Raw genomic sequence first — 20,685 nt, 5'->3', positions numbered from 1 at the left:
TTCGCCCCAAGCCGCATGGCATCTACGGCTTGCCGTGGGCGTGGCGGCATCTCGAGACCGTGCCCCAGGGGATGAGGGGCGTTGATGACCAGCCGTGACGAAGCGACGAAAGCGGCTGGTTATCTATCGACCGTCCGCAATATTCCGTCGCTTGACGAGCCGCCGCTCACCGGCGAGCGCAAATTGCCTGACCGGCGCGCCGTCAGTCTCCGCTGGATGGCGGGGACGATTCTGATCGGATCCGCCGCCGTCGCTCTTCTGGCCGGCGCGCTTCGCGGGGCGTTTGGCGATCACGCGCGATTCGCAGCCGCGCCGGTCGTGTCACTTTCGCGCTTCGCAGGGCAGGTAGTTGACGAGGCGCGGCGCGGCGACCGTCTCGACCGGAGGCTCGGCCCGCAGGGCAATTCCGCTGCGCTCAAGATTGAGCAGCTGAGCGATGCCGGCGCGGTCCGTCGATTTACCCGCGTGTCAGCGCGGCTCGCGGAGATCGATCTCGAACCACACCAGGAAGCGCGGGGAGACGAAAAGGACGACGCGCGACCGGGCTCGCAACGCGACCTGCTGTCGGAGCTGCCGGCCATCATACGGACAGGTCCAGCGCGGCGCCCGCTGCCGGGCGGCACCAGCGCCTATGCTGACCGTGAAGACGTGCCGCATCCGCCGGCTCCGATCGGCGAGGCTGTCAACGTCACCAACCTTCCGAAGTCGTCTACGTCGTCGCGTCACCGTCGACATGTCATTATCGCGAGGAGCGGCGACACGCTGTCCGCCATTCTGCGGGCGCTAGCGGCGGCCGCGGAGGACGCGCCGGCGATCCTGGCGGCTTTCCCGTCGCCTGGCGCTCTGGAGACGCTGTCCGGTGGCGAGAAAATCACGGTCGTCGAACAGGGCGAAGACGCCGGTTCGCCGCGCGGCCATGTCGCGAAGGTGTCGATCGAACGCGCCGGCTCCGATGTGTCCGCCGTCGGTCGCACCGATGGCGGCCAATACCAGCCGATCGTGTCGGAACAGCCCGACATCGTCGTGCGGAGCGACAGCCCGCTGCGTGAGTCGATCGATACGCATTCCGTTCCGGGCGAAACGCTGCGTGACGGCCTTAACGCGCTTGCGCGCTCCAATCACGTCGACCAGGGGATCGTTGCTGAACTGATGCGGCTCTGTGGCCGCGATTTCGATCTCGACGAGCCGCTCGGCGACGCCGATGTGGCTGAGATCATCTACGCGCCGAACGACATCGGTCAGCCGGAGTTGGTCTTCATTGACCTGACGGCGGGCGGGCAGACCCGCCGGTACTATCGCTTCACGGCGCCGGATGATGGCAGCTCCGATTTCTATGATGAGACCGGCCAGTCCATCACCAAATTCCTGTTGCGCAAGCCGGTGGTGAGCGGGCGGCTCGGCGATGGCTTTGGTTGGCGGATTCATCCGATCCTTGGCGACCGCCGTTTCCATGAGGGCGTCGATTATGCGGCTCCCTATGGTTCGCCCATCGCGGCCGCGGGCGCCGGCGTCGTCGAGACCGAAGGGTACGAACGCGGGTACGGGAAATATATCCGCGTGCGGCACGACCGCGGCTATGAGACGACCTATGCCCACGTCGCGAACTTCCCGCCCGGGCTGAAGATCGGAGACCGCGTTCGTCAGGGCGAGACGATCGCCTTTGTCGGATCGACCGGGCTCTCGACCGGACCGCACCTCTATTACGAGGTACGGATCAACGGCCGCAACGTCGATCCGCTTCGGATGAAGCTGTCGGGTGGCCGGCTGCTGCTAGGCGATCTGCTCGGGGCTTTCGGTCGCCAGCGTGACAGCATCGACCAACTGGCCGCCGTCTCCGCGCTTCCGCAGCGGCGTTTCGGCTCCGAACATCGGCCGCCGACATAGCGAGCGTAGATCGCATCACGCCATGCCGGCGCGGCGGGCCTTGCCGGGGTCAGGAGCCCGGAGAGCTCGAAGGCACGGGCGCCGCAACCTCGGTCGCTTCCATGGTGGTGCTCTCGCGATCGGCGGCGGTCTCGCCGGCGGCATCGAGCACGGGATAGGCGACCGAGCAGATGTGCGAATGGATGCGGCGAAGGTCGCGCAGCACGTCGAGATGCAGCGAAGTGGTCTCGATGGTTTCGGGCCGGCCTTCGCGCAGGCGCTCCAGATGGCGCTCGACGGCGGCCAATTCGGCCGCGCGCAGCGCCGCCTTCTCGGTGAGCAGCTTGCGCGCCTCGTTGGCATCACCCGACATGAACACGCCGAACGCGATCCGCAGCGAGTCGATCGTGCGCTTGTGGAATGCCGACAATTCCTCGGCGCCTTCGCTGGAGAATTGCAGGCGATGCTTGATCTTCTTGGTCGCGAGCTCGCTCAGGTTCTTGTCGATGATGTCGCCGATATGCTCGAGATTGATCGCGAACGCGACGATCTCCATCGCGCGCTGACCCTCGCGCTCGTCCAGGCTGCCGCGGGTGAGTTTCGTGACGTAAAGCTTGATTGCCTCGTTCAGCCGGTCGACGGTGTTGTCCATCTTCGACACCTGGTCGACCAGGGCGCGATCGTTGGTCAGCATCGCCGCCATCACCTTGCGCAGCATGGCCTCGGTGTGATCGCCCATATGCAGCACCTCGCGCGCCGCATCGGCCAGCGCCAGTGAAGGCGTCTCCAGCGCGCTCTCGTCGAGATAGCGCGGCCGTGATGGATCGGTCTCCTGCGCTCGCTTCGGCAGCAAACGCTCAAGCAGCCGCGCCATGTGGTCGAGCACGCCGATGAACAGCAGCGCGGTCGCAACGTTGAAGGCGATGTGGAACAGCGCAGTCGCCTTGGCGAGATCGGGCTGCCAGGCGTAGATGATCTCGGTGATCGGGCGCAGGAACGGCGCCACCAGCAGGATGCCGACGACGCGGTTGACGAGGTTGCCGACCGGCAGCCGATAGCTCGCCGGATTGTCGCGCCGCGCGCCCTCCAGCAACGGATTGATGGCGCTGCCGAGGTTGGCGCCGAGCACCAGCGCAAATGCGGCATAGGGCGAGATGAACTGGGAAAAGGCCAGCGACATCACCAGCAGCACGCTGGCGACACTGGAATGGACCAGCCAGGTGACGACGGCGCCGATCAGGATGCAGAGCACGGGATCGCCGGTGATCGCGCCCAGGAACACGCGCACGCCCGGAGCATTCTCGGCGGGCGCCATCGTATCGAGCAGGATGTGCAGCGCCAGCAGCATCAGGCCGAGGCCGATCGAGACGCGGCCGAGATCCTTGATCCGGGAGCGCGGCCCGCTGCGGAACGCGACGAGGCCGACAATGAACAGAACCGGCGCGATGGCGGCGACGTTGAACGACAGCACCTGCACGATCAGCGTGGTGCCGATATTGGCGCCGAGCATGATCGCGAGCGCCGGCACCAGGCTGACGATCTCTTCGGCGGCGAAGGAACTGGTGATCAGGGCAGTCGCGGTCGAACTCTGGAGCAGGGCGGTCAGGCCGAGACCGGCGCCAAGGGCGGTAAAGCGATTGCGCAGCGCCCGGGCGAGCAGCAACCGCAAATCCGGCCCGAAGGCGCGCAAAATCCCGCTATGGACCATGTGCAGGCCCCACAGCAGGAGCGCCACGCCCCCATCAGATCGAGCAGAACAATGCTTCCCATGCTTTCTGGCATCCCGGCGAATTCGAGTCGAAAGAACATAGGTATCGTCTATCGACTGGCGATCAACCCCTTTTTGTTCTCATGCGACCACGGCGGGAACAACGCACGCTATCGAGTGGGGCGGCCCATCGGGGGGACGTCATTCGACCTGCAGCACAGATACTTCAACTATTCAATCTTTGATTGATCAAAGCTCGTGTCGCCGGGCGAGGCGCCGCCGGTAAACAAATCTCGAACGCGACCGCTCAATTGCGATGGGTTCCGCTAGGCAGTTTCCAATCTTTCCCCGCTATGACGATAGGCCAGGAAGTTGCCCAGAAAGGCTTGGGGATCAGAATGTTTATGAATCGCCGCAAGAGCGAACGCCGCCCGTGCCGGAGCATCGCCAAAATTCAGCTGGGCACAGGGTCGCTGCCACGCGACTGCATGATCACCGATATTTCGGCCGGCGGCGTCAAGGTGATCGCCGAATATCTGGAGATCCCGCCGGAATTCACCATCATCCTGTCGAGCGGCAGTCCGCGTCAGTGCCGGCTGGCCTGGCAAATCGGGCACGAGTTCGGCGCCCAATTCGTCGACTGAATCTGCCATTTGGCTGCTTTCTCGCCAGGCGTCCGGCGCGGCATCTGGGCCGGATGACGGCGACATGATGGCATCCTTAACCGGACCTTAGGGTTAAGCTGTGAGCATCCCGGAACCTTCGCCGTTCCAGAGTCTCGCTTTATGTTTGAGAAATTCCCCCGACCCTCAGGCCGCGCGCGCCGTCTCGCGGGCACGGTATCTGCCGCGATCCTGCTGATCGGGTTGTCCTCCTGTCAAACCTCCGGCCCGTCTGACATCACCGGCTCATTGGGCGACACGGCGGAGGCCACGCCAGCCCCGACCGATCCGCGGCGCGACATCGCGACCTACCACGAGCGCGTCCGCGCCAACCCGAAAGACACCGACGCCGCGCTGAAATACGCCCGGGCGTTGCGCGCCACCGGCCAGCGGGCCCAGGCGGTCGCCGTCATGGAGCAGGCGGTGCTGGCGCAGCCCAGCAACAAGGCGCTGCTCGCGGGCTACGGACGGGCGCTCGCCGACAACGGCAATTTCCAGCAGGCATTCGACGTGCTCGGGCGCGCGCATACCCCGGAAGATCCGGACTGGCGCATCCTGTCGGCACAGGGCGCCGTGCTCGACCAGCTCGATCGCCACGACGAGGCGCGACAGTATTACGCGAGTGCGCTGAAGATCGTGCCTGACGATCCGTCAGTGCTCTCCAATATCGGGCTGTCCTACCTGCTGTCGAAGGATCTGCCGAAGGCCGAGGAGACGCTGCGCCGTGCCCGGGAGCGCGCCCCCGGCGACATGCGGGTGCGAACCAACCTCGCCGTCGTGGTTGGCCTGCAGGGCCGCCAGTCCGAGGCGGAAACCATCATGAAGGCCGATTTGCCGGCGGAGCAGGGTTCAGCCAACGTCGCCGCGCTGAAGCGGCTATTGGCGCGCAGGGATGCGAGCCGCACCGACGCCGAGAAGATCCCGGTCGCAGCCAGTTCGCCGCGACTAGAGCGCTAGCGGGACGCTAGCCGGCGGCCCGGCGCCCGTCGTTTCGGCGCGACTGCAGCTTCCTGAGGATGGGCGACAGGAACGACTCGCGGGCTTCGGCGAGATCGGGACGGCCGGTGAGGCGCTGCGCAATCTGCAGGAAAGTCCTTGTGGTGCGGTGACGCGCGGAGACTTCCGCGATCATCTGGCCGTTGTTGGCGGCTTCACCGAACAGCCTGCAGTCGAACGGGATCGCCGCGATCGGCTGGCTCTCGATGGTCTTGGCGAAATCCTTGACCTCGATCTCGGGGCGCTTCGACATGCCGACCTGGTTCAGGCAGTAGAGCGGCGGACGGTCGTTCGGACGCGCGGTCCTCAACAGGTTCATCATGTTCTTGGTGTTGCGCATGTTGGCGAGGTCGGGCTCGGCCACGATCAGGATATCGTCGGCACCGACCAGCACGCGTTTGGTCCAGGCGGTCCATTGATGCGGCACGTCGAGCACGATGCAGGACGTCGTCATGCGCATCGTATCGAAGATGGCATCGAACGCCTCGGCGCCGAAATCGTAGACCTGGTCGAGGGTGGCCGGCGCCGCCAGCAGGCTGAGATGATCGCCGCACTTTGCGAGCAGGCGTTCCATGAAGGCAGAGTCCGGACGCTCAGGCGAGAACACGGCGTTGGCGATGCCCTGCACCGGGTCCTGATTGTAGTCCAGGCCGGCGGTACCGAAGGCGAGGTCGAGATCGACGACGACCGAATCCAGCCCGAGGTCGCGTGCGATGGTCCAGGCGACATTGTGGGCAATGGTCGAGGCGCCGACGCCGCCCTTGGCGCCCGCGACCGCGATCAGGCGGCCGACCGAGACCGCTTCGGAGGCCGAGAACAGGCTGCAGATCGAGCGCACGATGTCGAGCACCTTGACCGGCCCGATGACGTAGTCGTTGACGCCGCGCCGGACCAATTCGCGATACGGCGCAGTCTCGCCGGCCGTGCCGAGCACCACGACGCGGGTGCCGGGATCGCAGACCGTGGCGAGCTCGTCGAGACCGGCGAGGAAATCATGATCCGGCTCGGTCTCGAGCATGATGACGTTGGGCGTCGGCGCCTTGTGGTAGGCGTCGATCGCCGCGGCGATGCCGCCCATATGGACCGAGAGATGAGCCTTGGCGAGCCGGCGGTCGTCGGCAGCCGCGCGTGCGTTCGCGGCGGTCGCGACGCTTGCGCAGAACGCCTGCACGGAAATCCGCGGCGCCGGCGCGATGTAATCGTTGGCGTGCTGCGGCTCGTCTTGTTGTTCGGTCATTTCGCGGCGTCGCTCAGCTTGGCTTTCTCGGCTTCGGGGTAGGCGGTCGCGGTCGACTCACCCTTGCGGTATTTATCGAACGCGATCGTACGGCGCGGCGTATAGGCTGCGGTCTCGGTTCGCGGCTGTTCGAGGTCGGATGGATTGGCGACCATGGCTGCAAGGTTGCGCTGCGTGGCGCAGCCGAAATTGTCGTACTGCTTGTTCTCGTTGTAGCTCGGATTGTAGATCGAGGGACCGAGGTCGGCCGGCCACACTCCGCAGGGACCGGCGACGGCGGCCATCTTCGGATAGCTCAGCCGAATGGTCGGAAGCGCGCGCGGATCGTCGAGATGATAGGAGCGCCTGGTGATGGCATGGGCGGGCACGCCCATCGACGCCAGCAGGCCGCGGATCTCCTGATACACCGCCTGTGCCGAGCGCGAGTTCGAGCTGTCGGCCGGCACGTCGATCGCGATCGCACCGGTGCCTTCGCGGCGCCAGGTGCGCGCTAGCCCCATGACGTCGTCGCGCTGCGTTTCGGTGAGGTTGCCGCGCGCGCGGCCGACGAAGACGACGATCGATTGCTCGCCTTCGGTGACGGCGATCGGATGCCGCTGCCGGTAGTCGTCGGGCACCGTGCCGGTGACAACATCGCCCGTCAGATTGCAGCCGCCGAGTGCGATCGCGCTGACGACGAGGGCGCCGAACAGCGACAGCGTCCTGGCACGACCGGCTTGTGTGTTGCGTGTCATCATAGGATCCCCCAACCCCTTCAGGTCCGCGCCTCAGTCGATGATGAAGCCGAAATTGACCGGCGTGGCGCCAATCGGCTCGCTGCGGGCGGCGACGCCGTAGATGCGATTGACGCGCGCCAGCAGTGCCGACTGCGCGTCGGAAGCCGGGGCAAATCCGTCGTCGGGACGGGACAGCTCCTTCTGCGCAACGGCGCGCACCACGTAGGGCGTCACGATGACCATGAGCTCGGTCTCGTTGTTGACGAAGTCCTGGCTCCGGAAGAGCTGGCCGAGGATCGGGATCTGATCGACGCCGGGCATGCCGTTGATGGCCTGCTTGGTCTGCTCCTGGATCAACCCGGCCATCGCGATCGAGCCGCCGGAGGGTACTTCCAGCGTGGTGTCGGCGCGGCGGGTCTTGATCGAGGGAATGGTCGTGCCGTTCTGGCCGCCGGTCAGGGCGTTCTCCATCGAGACTTCGGAGACCTCGGTCATCACCTTCAGGCTGATCCGTCCCTCGGTCAGCACCACCGGCGTGAAGTTGAGCGAGATGCCGAACTTCTTGAAGCTGACGGTCTGCACGCAATTGCCGATCGTGCCCGACGTCGTCGTCTGGCAGGTGACGCCGGTCGGAATCGGAAACTCGCCGCCCGAAATGAAGGTCGCCGACTCGCCGGAGATCGCGGTGAGGTTGGGTTCGGCCAGCGTCTTGACCACGCCGGCGCTCTCCATCGCGCGCAGCGTCGCGGTGACGGTCGGCACGCCGAGCTTGTTCAGGGCTGCGCCCGTCAGCCCGTTGTTGGGGGCGAGCGCACCGTTATTGGCGGTGAAGGCGTTGGCGTTGTTGAAGACCACCGCGGCGGTGCCGTAGTTCATGTTGGCGCTGAGATCGACGCCGAGCTGCTTGACGACGTCCCGGCGGACTTCGGCGACGGTGACTTTCAGCATCACCTGGTCGCGGCCGCGGACCACGATGGAATTCGACGACCTTGTCGGCGCTGCCGACCAGTTTGGCGGCGATGTCGCCCGCCTGCTGGGCTTCGACCGGGCTTGCCACCGTGCCGGTCAGGACGACGCTGTCGCCGACGCCCTCGATCTGGACGCCGGGCAGCATCTGCTTCAGCGCGGCGCGCATGCCGTTGAGGTCGCGCTTGATCGCGATGTCGTAGGAGGCGACCTGGTTGCCGTCGGCGTCGAAGAACACCACGTTGGTCTGGCCGACCGCCGCGCCGATGATATAGGCGCGCTGCGCGGAGCGGATCACGGCGTTGGCGATCTTGGGATCGGCGACCAGAACGTCCTTGGCCTCGCGCGGCAGGTCGACCACGACCGACTTGCCAACGCCGAGCGAGACGGAGCGCGTCTTGGCGGCGATGCTGCTCGTCACCGCGACATCCGCGTTCTTGTCGGGATCGGTCGCGCTGGCAAGGGCAGGGATCAGCATCAGCGCGGTGATCGCCGACAATGACAGCGCGCGGACCAGCTTGGTCGACGTCGCCATTTGTTTCGCACCCGTCGTCATATCGAAGCCCCCATCACTTCTGTGTCGTCAGAGAGCTCGGGATGCCGAAGCGCACCACCTTGATGCTCTCGCCCCGCTTCGGGGCATGGTCTCTGGTCTCGTCGGTCTGCTCGTTGACGTCGGCGATGCTGCGCAGCGCCAGCGCCAGCGTTCCGCTCTGCCGGGCGCGCGCCAGCGTCTCGGCCTGTTCGGGCTTGAGCTCGAGGGTCACGGTCTTGCCGACGAGGGAGTTGTTGCCGTCCTTCTCCTTCGGCGCCTGGTCGATCGCCAGCACGCGGACGTTGGACAGCAGGATTTCAGTGGTGACGATATCGCGGCCGCCTTGCTGATCGGGATTCTTGTCGCGACGCGACAGGATCACATCGACGCGGTCGTTCGGCAGAATGAAGCCGCCGGCGCCCGTCTCCGGCGAGATTTCGGTGGAGATCGCGCGCATGCCGGAGGGCAGGATCGCGGCCATGAAGCCGCTTCCGTTGGCCTTGACCAGCTTTTGCTCGCGGATCGGTTCGCCGACGATGAAGGGCGCGCGTGCGATCGAACCGATGATGTCGTTCATGGCATTGGCGTTGGCGTCGTGACGGATGAACGCGCTGCTTGCAGTTTCAGCCGGCCAGCGCTGCCACTGGATGTCTTCGGCCTTGACCGATTGACCGAGCCCGATGTCGGACTTTGCGACCAGCACTTCGACGGTCGGCAGTTGCGCGACGGGCGGCGCGACCGGCGCCGGTTTGCGATCGCCAACGCTCGCGAGATACATGGCCGCGAGGCCTGCGACGCCGGCGATGCCGAGGACCACGATGCGTGCCGTTTTCATGCGATTGTCTGAATGCCCTTCACACAGGGCAATCGCGTCCTTGCGGCACTGACAGCCCTTCCCGAGGCATCACTACGGCCGCAAAAGTATAAGGGAACTTGATGGAAGGTCCGGACAATTAAGGGATTGGTGGGGATGGTGAACGGCGAGTTATCGGCGCCGTTGCATCTCCGCAGAATCCCGGAGATCGCGCGTGCTTAAGGCGTACGACGTTGGTCGCAACGCGGCGTCAGCGCCGGTGGAGCGTGGTTAATGTCGTCTAACGTGGCAGGGCGCGAGGATCAGAGCGCGGCCTTCAACGCCGCAAATCCACGGTCGAGATCGGCCTTGAGGTCGTCGAGATTCTCGAGCCCGATATGCAGCCGCAGCGTCGGCCCGCCCGGCGACCATTTGGTCGCGGTGCGATAGTCGCTGCAGTCGAACGGGATGGCGAGGCTTTCGAAGCCGCCAGGAAAAGCCCATGCCGAACAAAGTGAGCGCGTTCAGCATTGCATCGACCGCGGTCTGCGGCACCGGCTTTAGCACGATGCTGAACAGCCCGGAGGCGCCGGTGAAGTCGCGTTTCCAGATCGCGTGCCCGGGATCGGTGTCGAGGGCAGGGTGCAGCACGCGATCGACCTCGGGCCGCGCGCCGAGCCAGCGCGCGATCTCGAGCCCGGAGCGGTGGTGCTGGGCAAGCCGCACCGATAGCGTGCGAACCCCGCGCAGCGCGAGATAGACGTCGTCGGGGCCGGCGCAGACGCCGAGCAGGCGGATCGCCTCCTGGATCCGCGGCCAGGCTTTCGCATTGGCTGCGATGGTGCCGAACATGATGTCGGAGTGGCCGCCGATATATTTGGTGCCGGCCTGCATGCTGATGTCGACGCCCTGTTCGAGCGAGCGGTGATAGAGCGGCGTCGCCCAGGTGTTGTCGTCGATCATGAGCGCGCCGCGGGCGTGCGCCACGGCCGATATCGCCCGCACATCCGGCATCTCGAACGTCTGCGAGCCGGGCGCTTCGATCAGCACGGCGCGGGTGTTCGGCTTGAACAGCGTCTCGACGCCGGCGCCGATCAGCGGATCGAAATAGCTGGTCTCGATGCCGTAGCGCTTGAGCATGTTGTCGCAGAAATTGCGGGTCGGCCGATAGGCATTGTCGCACACCAGGAGGTGATCGCCGGTCTTGAGCACGGCGAGCAGCGTGGTGCTGATCGCCGCCAGTCCCGACGGGGCAAGGCCGACGCCGGCGCATTGCGGCCCTTCCAGCGCCATCAGCACGTCCTGCAGCGCCCGCGTGGTCGGGCTGCCGTGGCGGCCATAGGTAAATTCGGCGCGATGGGCGTGCAGGTCCTCCGCGGTCGGATAGAGCACGGTAGAGCCGTGAAACACCGGTGGATTGACAAAGCCCTTCTGGGCCTTGGTGTCGCGGCCGGCCGTGACCAGGCGGGTGGCGGCCTGTTGCGGGTGGGAGGGCGTGGAGCCGTCGGAGGAGGTCATGGAGCGCTGCCGTTAAACTTTAGACTTTTTGCCGCAGCCGTACCGCGCCGGGAAGACGGGGCCGGGCCGGGAGGTGTTACTGACAAGAGGTAGAAGACATGCGTCAACCCCTTGACCCGGCTCGTCAGTCGCTATGTGATGCGGCGCAACTACCAGTCGCCGCACGTTGAGGGGCCTGCCGCGACCTACGATCCGTTGCCTGACCGGTTTGCACGTCAAACTGCCGGTCAAATCGGCATTTTTGCTGCAAGGGATCATTGGGATGGCCCGTGAACGCGAGGCGATCACAATGCAAACGTCCACCGGACGACCTTGAAAGGCCCCGCCCATGAAACGCGTATCCCTGGCTGTCACCCTTGCCGCTGCCGCCGCCCTGTCGGTCCAGGCCGCCTCGGCGCAAACCCTCAAGACGGTCAAGGACCGAGGCCAGCTGTCCTGCGGCGTCAGCGGCGGCCTGCCGGGCTTCTCGTCGCCGGACGACAAGGGGAACTGGACCGGCATCGACGTCGACATCTGCCGTGGCATCGCGGCGGCGATCTTCGACGATCCGTCCAAGGTCAAGTTCGTGCCGCTGTCGGCCAAGGACCGCTTCACCGCGCTGCAGTCGGGCGAGATCGACGTGCTGTCGCGCAATACCACCTGGACGCTGTCGCGCGATACCTCGCTCGGCGCCAACTTCACCGGCGTGACCTATTATGACGGGCAGGGCTTTCTGGTGAAGAAGTCGCTGAAGGTGAACTCGGCGCTGGAGCTGAACAGCGCGTCGGTCTGCGTGCAGACCGGCACCACGACCGAGCAGAACCTCGCCGACTACTTCAAGGGCAACAACATGAAGTACGAGGTGATCGCGTTCGCCGGCGCCGACGAGACCGTGAAGGCCTACGAGACCGGCCGCTGCGACGTGTTCACCTCCGACGTGTCCCAGCTCTATGCGCAGCGACTGAAGCTCGCCAACCCGGCCGACCACGTCGTGCTTCCCGAGATCATCTCCAAGGAGCCGCTCGGCCCGATGGTTCGCCATGGCGACGACCAGTGGTTCGACATCGTGAAGTGGGCGCTGTTCGCCCAGATCAATGCCGAGGAACTCGGTGTCACCCAGAAGAACGTCGACGAGATGGCCAAGTCGGACAAGCCCGACCTCAAGCGCGCCTTCGGCACCGACGGCAATCTCGGTGAGCAGCTCGGCCTGACCAAGGACTGGTTCTCCCGCATCATCAAGGCCGTCGGTAATTACGGCGAGATGTACGATCGCAACGTCGGCGCCGGATCGAAGCTGCAGATCGCACGCGGGCTCAATAATCTCTGGAACAAGGGCGGCATCCAGTACGCGCCTCCCGATCCGCTGATCGGCGACGAGGCGGCTGCGGCGATGACGACCGAGCCCCGAAAACCACCGCCTCAGTTCATCTTCCGCCTGAAGCGCGTGCTCGGCGGCCAGTCCGGCTGGACTGGCCTTGCCGTGCAGATCGTGTTCGCGGCGGTGTTGGCCTGGGTCGCCTATGAGATCGTGGCCAATGCCCGCGCCAACCTGGAGACGCAGCGCATTGCCTCCGGGTTCGGGTTTCTCAAAAACAATGCGGGCTTTGATGTCAGCCTGAACCTGATCCCGTATTCGGGATCGGACACCTATACGCGGGTGTTCTTTGTCGGCCTGTTCAACACGCTGCTGGTTGCGGGCATTGGCATCGTCTTCGCCACCATGATCGGCTTCATCATTGCGCTGTGCCGGCTGTCGCCGAACTGGCTGTTGGCGCGGCTCGGCGAGATCTATGTCGAGATCGTCCGCAATCTGCCGCTGCTGTTCCAGCTGTTATTCTGGTACCTCGCGGTGCTGGCGGCGCTGCCGGGGCCGCGCCAGAGCATCTCGCTGTTCAACGCCTTCTTCCTCTCCAATCGCGGGCTGGTGATTCCGCGGCCGATCGGCGAGCCCGGGCTTGATCCGTTTCTGATCGCGCTTGCGATTGGCGTCGCAGGCGCGCTGGCGCTGCGCGGCTACGCAAGGCGGGCGCTGTTTCAACGCGGGCAGGCGATCCGGATCTGGCCCTATGTGCTCGGCCTGCTGGCCGGATTGCCGCTGGTGACGATGCTGGTGTTCGGGCTGCCGGTGACCTTCGAGCTGCCGCAACTCAAGGGCTTCAACTTCGCCGGCGGCGCGCGGGTGATTCCGGAGCTGGTTGCGCTGGTGGTCGCGCTGTCGACCTATACGGCGGCCTTCATCGCCGAGATCGTCCGCGCCGGCATTCTGTCGGTCCATAAGGGACAGATGGAAGCCGGCTCGTCGCTCGGCCTGTCGCGCGGCACCACCTTGCGGCTGATCGTCGTGCCGCAGGCGATGCGCGTCATCGTTCCGCCGCTGACCAACCAGTACCTCAACCTGACCAAGAATTCGTCGTTGGCGGTCGCGATCGGCTATCCCGACCTGGTCTCGGTATTTGCCGGAACGACGCTGAGCCAGACCGGCCAGGCGATCGAGATCATCGCCATCACCATGGGCGTGTACCTGCTGATCTCGCTGGTCACCAGCGCGATCATGAGCGTCTATGGCTGGCGCATCAACCGGAGCCTTGGGGCATGACCGACGCCACCGCGTCATCCTTCGTCCGGCAGGATCTGGTGCCTGAACGCCGGGCGCCGGTGAAGACCACCGGCCTCGTCGGTTTCATCCGCACGCGGCTCTTGAATTCGCCGACCAACATCCTGCTGACGATCCTGGCGCTGGGGCTGCTCTGGTACACGATCGTTCCCGCGTTCAAATTCCTGCTGGTCGATGCGGTCTGGAGCGGCAAGGACCGCAATGCGTGTCTCGCCGAAACCGCCGGCCGTCAGGTCGGCGCCTGCTGGCCCTACATCCAGGCCAAGCTCACCCAGCTGATCTATGGCTTCTATCCGGAAGCCGAACGCTGGCGCGTCAACCTGACCTTCGTCCTCGCGGCCGTCCTGTTGCTGCCACTCCTTATTCCGCGCCTGCCGGCGAAGGGCCTGAATGCGAGTCTGTTCTTCTTCGCGTTCCCGGCGATCGCCTTCTTCCTGCTGCGCGGCGGCGGACTATCTGGTTTCGGCGTCAGCTGGGTGGCGAGCCTCTTGCAGCTGTTCGACGACAGCATCGTCAATGCCGGTCGGGCGCTGGTCAATCTCAGCCGGAGTTCGGCGATCGGGCCGCTGCTGTGGGCCGTCGGCAATATCATCGTGCTCGTCGGCAGCCTGATCGGCTGGCTGATCTTTCCGCTGACCTGGCTGCGCGAGCAGCTCCAGATGTCGAGCCAGCCGCTGTGGTTCGACTTCCTGCTGACCACGGCGATCGTCTCGCTGATCCTGTTTTTCCTCGGCGGCGGCATGCGAACCGGACAACGGGCGCTGTTCGGGAGCCTGGCGAGCTTTGCCGGCATCGCGATCGTGACCAAGCTGATGGGGCTCGACCGCGGCGGACTGCCCATCGTCGACACCAGGCTGTGGGGCGGCCTCCTGGTGACGCTGGTGGTGTCGGTCACCGGCATCGTCACCTCGATGCCGATCGGGGTCGCGCTGGCGCTGGGCCGCCGCTCGACCATTCCGCTGATCCGGATCTTCTCGATCGCCTTCATCGAGTTCTGGCGCGGCGTGCCGCTGATCACGGTGCTGTTCTTCGCAACCTACATGCTGCCGCTGTTCCTGCCGGGCAACTTCAACGTCGACGGGCTGGTCCGCGCGTTGATCGGCATTGCGCTGTTTGCCGGCGCCTACCAGGCCGAGGTGGTGCGCGGCGGCCTTGCCGCGATCCCGCGCGGGCAGGGCGAGGCGGCGAGCGCGCTCGGCCTGTCCTGGTGGAAGACCACGTCGCTGATCGTGATGCCGCAGGCGCTGCGCCACGTGATTCCGGGTTCGTCAACAGCTTCATCGCGCTGTTCAAGGACACCTCGCTGGTCTCGATCGTCGCGCTGTTCGACCTCTTGGGGTCGTTGCACGCGACGTTCTCCGATCCGACCTGGTCGACGCCGACCACGGCCTTTACCGGCTTCGCCTTCGCTGGAATGATCTACTTCGTGTTCTGCTTTGGAATGTCGCGCTACTCGCTGTTCGTCGAAAACCGGCTCAACGCTCACCGCCGCCACTGAACAAGGTCACCATGTCCACAACCCCGATCGTCAACATTTCCGCTCTCAACAAATGGTACGGCGACTTCCACGTGCTGCGCGACATCAACCTGGAGGTCGGCAGGGGCGAGCGCATCGTGATCTGCGGCCCGTCCGGTTCGGGCAAGTCGACCCTGATCCGCTGCATCAACGCACTGGAGGAGTTCCAGGAGGGCGAGATCGTGGTCGACGGCATCGACCTCGGCCCGAACCTTCGCCGTGTCGACGAAGTCCGCCGCGAGGTCGGCATGGTGTTCCAGAGCTTCAACCTGTTCCCGCATCTCACGGTGCTCGACAATTGCACGCTGGCGCCGATCTGGGTGCGCAACATCCCGAAGAAGGATGCCGAGGCCACCGCGATGAAGTTCCTCGAGCGGGTCAAGATCCCGCATCAGGCCGACAAGTTTCCCGGCCAGATGTCGGGCGGTCAGCAGCAGCGCGTTGCGATAGCCCGCGCGCTGACCATGAACCCGAAAGTGATGCTGTTCGACGAGCCAACCTCGGCGCTCGACCCGGAGATGGTCAAGGAAGTGCTCGACACCATGGTCGATCTTGCCAAGGAGGGCATGACCATGCTGGTCGTCACCCATGAAATGGGCTTTGCCCGCGAGGTCGCCAACCGCGTCGTCTTCATGGACGCGGGCCAGATCATCGAATCGAACACGCCGCAGGAATTCTTCGCCAACCCGCAGCACGCGCGGTCGAAGCTGTTCCTGAGCCAGATTCTGCGGTGATTTCTGCCGTCATTGCGAGCCACCCGGTCGGCGCAAGCGCCGCCGGATGACAGGCTCCGCGAAGCAATCCAATCTTCCGCATCGGAAGCATGGATTGCTTCGTCGCAATAGCTCCTCGCAATGACGTCTGCGGGACGCCATTCGCTCCCTAGAGCGTTTTCGAGCGAAGTGGATACCGGTTCGCGTGAAGAAAACGCGTCAAAACAAGAATCTAGAGCCCCGTTCCGATTCCATCGGAACGGGAAAGCTCTAGACCAGCGGCAGCTCGATGTTGCTGCGCTTTTCCAGCCATTCCGGGACCGGCAGGTTCTTCGCGCGCATGAAGGCCGGGTTGAACAGCTTGGACTGATAGCGGTTGCCGGAGTCGCAGAGGATGGTGACGATGGTCTTGCCGGGACCGAGCTGCTTGGCGAGCTGGATCGCGCCTGCGATGTTGACGCCGGTCGAGCCGCCGAGGCACAGCCCTTCGTGCTCCAGCAGCTCATAGATGATGGTCACGGCTTCCTCGTCGGAGATCAGGAACGCGGTGTCGACCTTCGCCGTCTCGACCACCGGCGTGACGCGTCCGAGCCCGATGCCTTCCGTGATCGAATCGCCCGGCGTCGATTTGACCTGCCCATTCTTGAACAGTTCGTACATCCCGAAGCCGTGCGGATCGGCACAGGCGGTGACGATGGCCGGGTTCTTTTCCTTCAGGTAGCGGCTGATGCCGGCAAGCGTGCCGCCGGTGCCGACCGAGCAGATGAAGCCGTCGACCTTGCCGTCGGTCTGCTGCCAGATTTCAGGTCCGGTCGAGTCGTAATGCGCCTTGGGATTGTCGAGGTTGTTCCATTGGTCGGCGAACAGCACGCCATTCGGTTCGGTCTTGCGCAGCTGCTCGGCGAGACGCCTGCCGAGATGCTGATAGTTGTTCGGATTGGCGAAGGGCAGCGCCGGCGCTTCGACCAGCTCGGCGCCGCACAGCCGCAGCATGTCCTTCTTTTCCTGGCTCTGCGTCTCCGGAATGACGATCAGGGTGCGGTAGCCGCGCGCACTCGCCACGACAGCAAGCCCGATCCCGGTATTGCCCGCTGTCGACTCCACCACGAGGCCGCCGGGCTTCAGCGTGCCGCGCCTCTCGGCCTCCAGGATCATCCATTTGCCGGCACGATCCTTCACCGACTGGCCCGGATTCATGAATTCGGCCTTGCCGAGAATGGTGCAGCCGGTCAGTTCGGACGCGCGTTTCAGCTTGATGAGAGGGGTGTTGCCGATCGCTTCGATGACGTCTTTGTTGAATATCATGTCGGGGAATTTCTTTGCCGGGCTGTATCTTGCTTGGCGAACCTAGTGTGCTGATCGAAAAGGGAAGGGCTTTTGCACTGCGGCAAAAGACAGGTTCAACACGCTTGACCTCGCACGCGCGGATGTCACGGCCGTGGGGAGAACGCCGTTTTGCGGCGGTCGGGTCGGCCAGCAGAATCATCCTGTGGTCCGCGGTTTCGCATGAGTTGCGCGCTCTCGGCCAATCAAGACCTGAGGGCGGTGCGCGGTGGCGCGAGTTTGGCGCCGCGCCGGCACATCTTGCGGATTCAATGCAACAGGAGCCGAGAAATCCCCATGAAATCTTTGTAAGAATCGTGACTTCCGGCACGGGTCCGAAATGCGCGGAAATGCCGTAAAAAATAGGGAAAAGTCGGCATTCAAGGTAGCCACGAATCGCTTGCGATGCGACGCCACGCAATCGTGACAGGGCTGTCCGCCCCATTGTCCCAAGGGTAGGATGGGACAGGCAGGTTCCATTGGAAGCATACCCCCGTGAACGTCACCCAGACCATCGCTGAACGCGTCATTCGTGCGCCACGGGCGAAGTCTGGCTTCGGCGGAGAACGGGTGTGACCCAGCCTGTGTCCGTGATGGTGCCTGGAGGCCGGTTCGGCCTCGCCGTGCGCGCGCGCCGGCTCGCGGGACGCTCGCTTGTTGCGCTCGGCCTGGTCGCCGGCTCTGCCGGCTGCATTCTGACCCAGGACATCCCTGATCCGGCGCTCGACGTGCCGCAGGGCTACAAGGCCGTGCGTCTCGGCCGGCCGGGCGATGCGCTTCCGACGCTCGATTGGTGGCGGGGCTTCCGCTCAAGGGAGCTGACGCAGCTGATGGAGGAGGCGCAGACCGTCAATCTAGACATCGCAGCTGCGGTTGCGCGCTTCCGCCAGGCCGACGCGCTGGCGCGGCAGGCCGGTGCGGCGCTGCTGCCGACCCTCAATCTCAACGGATCGGAAACCTACTCGCGCACCTCCGGCTCCAGCGCCAGCGGCCTCACCAATGGCGGGCGCGAGGTGGTGAACTTCAACGCCTCGCTGAGCGCCAGCTATCAGCTCGACTTCTGGGGCCAGAACCGCGACGCCGCGCAGGCGGCGGAGGAGACTGCCGTTGCCAACCGGTTCGACCGCGAGGTGGTGGCGCTGACCACGCTGGCGAGCGTCGCCAATGCTTATTTCACGGTGCTCGCGACGCAGGACCGGCTGCGCACCGCGCAGCGCAACATCGCCAGCGCCGAGCGCATTCTCAATGCGATCAAGGAGCGCTTCAAGGCCGGCACCGGCTCCGATCTCGACGTCGCGCAGCAGGAGACCGTGCTCGCCAACCAGCGCGCGCTGGTGCCGCCGCTGCGGCAGACGCTCGACCAGAGCATCAATGCGCTCGCGGTGCTGGTGTCGCGGCCGCCAGAGAGCGTGCGCGTCTCCGGCGGCTCGCTCAACGCCGTTGCGATCCCGCGCGTTACGCCGGGCCTGCCGTCTGAATTGCTGACCCAGCGTCCCGACATCCGCCGGCAGGAGGCGCAGCTTGCATCCGCCACCGCCAATGTCGGCAGCGCGCGGGCGCAGTTCTTCCCGAGCATCCAGCTGACCGGAACGGGCGGCTACCAGAGCCAGGCGCTGGTCTCGCTGTTCCAGCCGCATGCCGCCTTCTTCAACCTGGTCGGCAGCATGACCCAGCCGATCTTCGACGGCGGCCGGATCCTCGGCAATTTCGAATACACCAAGGCCAAGCAGGACGAGTTGCTGCAGACCTACCGCAAGACGGTGGTGCAGTCGTTCACCGACGTCGACAATGCGCTGGTCGCGATCCGCGAGACCACGCGCCGGCTGCAGCTGCAGCGCGACGTGCTGTCGTCGTCGCGGCGCGCTTTCGACCTCGCCGAGCAGCAGCTCAAGGCCGGCACCGCCGATATCGTAACTGTGCTAAACACGCAGCTGACCCTGTTCCAGGCGGAAGATGCCTATTCGCAGGCCCAACTGGCCCGGCTATTGGCGATCGTGAGCCTATATCAGGCATTAGGGGGCGGCTGGGAACCGAAGATGGAAAGACCGGTCGATGCTCTTTAAGCCCGACTCGACGGACGACGAGAAACGCACGGCGCCGCGCAAGCGGAGCCTTCTCTCGCGCGTGCTGGGGCGCATGGTGTCCTTGCTCATCACGCTCGTGATCCTCGGCGGGCTCGGCTATCTCGGCTGGCTCGCCTTCCAGCCCAAGCAAAATGGCGGCGGCGGGCGCGGCGCGGGCGGGCGGCCTGATCTGCCGGTGCCGGTGCTTGCGGCGATGCCGCATGTGCAGGACGTGCCGGTTTATCTCGACGGCGTCGGTTCGGTGAAGGCGCTCAACACGGTCACCGTGCGCTCGCAGGTCGATGGCAAGCTGCTCAAGGTGAATTTCGTCGAGGGCCAGGACGTCAAGAAGGACGACGTGCTGGGCGAGATCGATCCCGCGATCTATCAGGCGCAGTACGACCAGGCGGTGGCTACGAAGGCCAAGGACGAAGCGCTGCTCGCCAATCAGAAGATCGATCTTGCCCGCTATGAGCAACTCGCTGCCACCAACGCGGGCTCCAAGCAGCAGGCCGATACGCAGCGAGCGCTGGTCGCGCAGCAGCAGGCCATCATCAAGGCCGACCAGGCCCAGATCGACAATGCGCGCGCCACGCTCGGCTATACCAAGATCGTCGCCCCGATCGCGGGGCGCGCCGGCCTGCGCCAGGTCGACCAGGGCAACATCATCCACGCTGCCGATACAACGGGGCTCGTTATCCTGACCCAGCTGCAGCCGATCGCGGTGTGGTTCAGCCTGCCGCAGCAGCAGATCATGCGCGTCAACGCCGCGGCGGCGAAGGGGCAGCTTGCGGTCGATGTGTTCGGCAATGACGGCGTCACCGTGATCGACACCGGCAAGCTGACCGGCATCGACAACCAGGTCGATCCGACCACCGGCACCCTGAAGCTGAAGGCCGAATTCCCCAACGCCAGCTACCAGCTCTGGCCCGGCCAGTTCGTCAATGTGCGGCTCAAGGTCGAGACCTTGCCGCAGGCGATCGTGGTGCCGACCTCGGCGGTGCAGCGCGGTCCGGCCGGCACCTTCAGCTACGTGATCGGCGAGGGCGATATCGTCACCGCCAAGCCGGTCACGGTCACCCAGCAGAACGAGCATGAGGCTGTCATCGCCAGCGGACTGACCACGTCGGACCGCGTCGTGACGACCGGCTTTGCCAATCTCGCCGATGGCGCGAAGGTCGTGGTCGGCAAGGACGACGGGCCGCCGGCCGCCGATCTCGCGCCACGCAAGCGCAGCCGCAGTCCCGATGGGAAGCGTGGCGCTGGTCAAGGCGAAGGTCAAGGCAAGGATGGTAAGAAAGACTGGCCGGGCAAGGATGGCGAGCATCGCGGCCGGCACGAGCATAGCGAAGGCGATCAGAAGGGGCAGACCGGACCGGCGCCCGCGTCGGCAGCAGGGGGCGAACAGCCGGGCGGCGCGCCGAAGGCGCAGCCATGACTGGCATCCTGACTTCGTAATGGCCGATCTTACAGCGAGCACGCA

The 20,685-nt window shown here is 65.2% G+C and carries 11 protein-coding genes and 5 pseudogenes; 9 read left to right on the top strand and 7 right to left on the bottom strand.

Translation table 11 applies throughout. The features are described from left to right. Window positions 1–84 precede the first annotated feature (84 nt). Complete coding sequence (locus tag ACSKB9_RS03770; RefSeq protein ID WP_438071727.1) at window positions 85–1,884, top strand: M23 family metallopeptidase; 1,800 nt, start codon at window positions 85–87, stop codon at window positions 1,882–1,884. A 49-nt stretch (window positions 1,885–1,933) separates the two neighbouring features. On the opposite strand, the pseudogene ACSKB9_RS03765 reads toward ACSKB9_RS03770, so the two are convergent. After that, window positions 1,934–3,633, bottom strand: a pseudogene (locus tag ACSKB9_RS03765) (Na/Pi cotransporter family protein). Window positions 3,634–3,969: 336 nt separating this feature from the next. Between ACSKB9_RS03765 and ACSKB9_RS03760 the strand changes: the two are divergent. Beyond that, a complete protein-coding gene (locus ACSKB9_RS03760; RefSeq protein ID WP_438080046.1) occupies window positions 3,970–4,215 on the top strand; it encodes a PilZ domain-containing protein in 246 nt (81 codons plus the stop codon). A 141-nt stretch (window positions 4,216–4,356) separates the two neighbouring features. Further along, window positions 4,357–5,190, top strand: a complete 834-nt coding sequence (locus tag ACSKB9_RS03755) for a tetratricopeptide repeat protein (protein WP_438071725.1) — start codon at window positions 4,357–4,359, stop codon at window positions 5,188–5,190. 7 nt (window positions 5,191–5,197) lie between these two features. Here the strand turns inward: ACSKB9_RS03755 and ACSKB9_RS03750 are convergent, their stop codons facing one another. The 5 genes and pseudogenes from ACSKB9_RS03750 to metC all read right to left on the bottom strand — a co-directional run bounded on the left by ACSKB9_RS03750 (window position 5,198) and on the right by metC (window position 10,994). After that, on the bottom strand, window positions 5,198–6,466 hold the full coding sequence (locus ACSKB9_RS03750) for an AAA family ATPase (protein ID WP_057016553.1): 1,269 nt from the start codon (window positions 6,464–6,466) through the stop codon (window positions 5,198–5,200). Then, window positions 6,463–7,200: a CpaD family pilus assembly protein gene (locus ACSKB9_RS03745; RefSeq protein ID WP_438080045.1), complete on the bottom strand. Its 738-nt coding sequence runs from the start codon at window positions 7,198–7,200 to the stop codon at window positions 6,463–6,465. The genes ACSKB9_RS03750 and ACSKB9_RS03745 overlap by 4 nt, the downstream gene beginning before the upstream one ends. A gap of 33 nt (window positions 7,201–7,233) precedes the next feature. After that, window positions 7,234–8,683: pseudogene (locus ACSKB9_RS03740) on the bottom strand (type II and III secretion system protein family protein). A 34-nt stretch (window positions 8,684–8,717) separates the two neighbouring features. Continuing rightward, the gene (gene cpaB, locus ACSKB9_RS03735; protein ID WP_057016555.1) at window positions 8,718–9,518 is read right to left on the bottom strand and encodes a Flp pilus assembly protein CpaB; all 801 of its coding nucleotides are present in this window, start codon (window positions 9,516–9,518) and stop codon (window positions 8,718–8,720) included. A 281-nt stretch (window positions 9,519–9,799) separates the two neighbouring features. After that, window positions 9,800–10,994 (bottom strand): annotated as a pseudogene (gene metC / locus ACSKB9_RS03730) (cystathionine beta-lyase). 328 nt (window positions 10,995–11,322) lie between these two features. On the opposite strand from metC, the pseudogene ACSKB9_RS03725 reads away from it, so the two are divergent. The 4 genes and pseudogenes from ACSKB9_RS03725 to ACSKB9_RS03710 all read left to right on the top strand — a co-directional run. After that, window positions 11,323–12,330, top strand: a pseudogene (locus ACSKB9_RS03725) (amino acid ABC transporter substrate-binding protein); the annotation flags it as partial. Window positions 12,331–12,363: 33 nt separating this feature from the next. Next, window positions 12,364–13,569 carry an amino acid ABC transporter permease gene (locus tag ACSKB9_RS03720; RefSeq protein ID WP_438080043.1) on the top strand — a complete coding sequence of 402 codons (1,206 nt, stop codon included), beginning with the start codon at window positions 12,364–12,366 and terminating at the stop codon, window positions 13,567–13,569. Further along, a pseudogene (locus ACSKB9_RS03715) lies at window positions 13,566–15,085 on the top strand (amino acid ABC transporter permease). Before ACSKB9_RS03720 ends, ACSKB9_RS03715 begins: the two are co-directional and overlap by 4 nt. A gap of 11 nt (window positions 15,086–15,096) precedes the next feature. Then, the gene (locus ACSKB9_RS03710) at window positions 15,097–15,837 is read left to right on the top strand and encodes an amino acid ABC transporter ATP-binding protein (RefSeq protein ID WP_438071722.1); all 741 of its coding nucleotides are present in this window, start codon (window positions 15,097–15,099) and stop codon (window positions 15,835–15,837) included. 249 nt (window positions 15,838–16,086) lie between these two features. On the opposite strand, the gene ACSKB9_RS03705 is transcribed toward ACSKB9_RS03710, so the two are convergent. Further along, window positions 16,087–17,121 carry a cysteine synthase A gene (locus tag ACSKB9_RS03705; RefSeq protein ID WP_438071721.1) on the bottom strand — a complete coding sequence of 345 codons (1,035 nt, stop codon included), beginning with the start codon at window positions 17,119–17,121 and terminating at the stop codon, window positions 16,087–16,089. 611 nt (window positions 17,122–17,732) lie between these two features. On the opposite strand from ACSKB9_RS03705, the gene ACSKB9_RS03700 reads away from it, so the two are divergent. Both ACSKB9_RS03700 and ACSKB9_RS03695 read left to right on the top strand, forming a co-directional pair. After that, on the top strand, window positions 17,733–19,202 hold the full coding sequence (locus tag ACSKB9_RS03700; protein ID WP_438080041.1) for an efflux transporter outer membrane subunit: 1,470 nt from the start codon (window positions 17,733–17,735) through the stop codon (window positions 19,200–19,202). Continuing rightward, on the top strand, window positions 19,192–20,640 hold the full coding sequence (locus tag ACSKB9_RS03695) for an efflux RND transporter periplasmic adaptor subunit (RefSeq protein ID WP_438071719.1): 1,449 nt from the start codon (window positions 19,192–19,194) through the stop codon (window positions 20,638–20,640). Before ACSKB9_RS03700 ends, ACSKB9_RS03695 begins: the two co-directional genes overlap by 11 nt. Window positions 20,641–20,685: the final 45 nt, after the last annotated feature.

Source organism: Bradyrhizobium sp. BR 1433 (assembly GCF_051547665.1).
GTDB lineage: Bacteria > Pseudomonadota > Alphaproteobacteria > Rhizobiales > Xanthobacteraceae > Bradyrhizobium > Bradyrhizobium australafricanum.
Note: the sequence above shows the minus strand (reverse complement) of the source record. Positions and strands in the feature narration are given on the sequence as shown.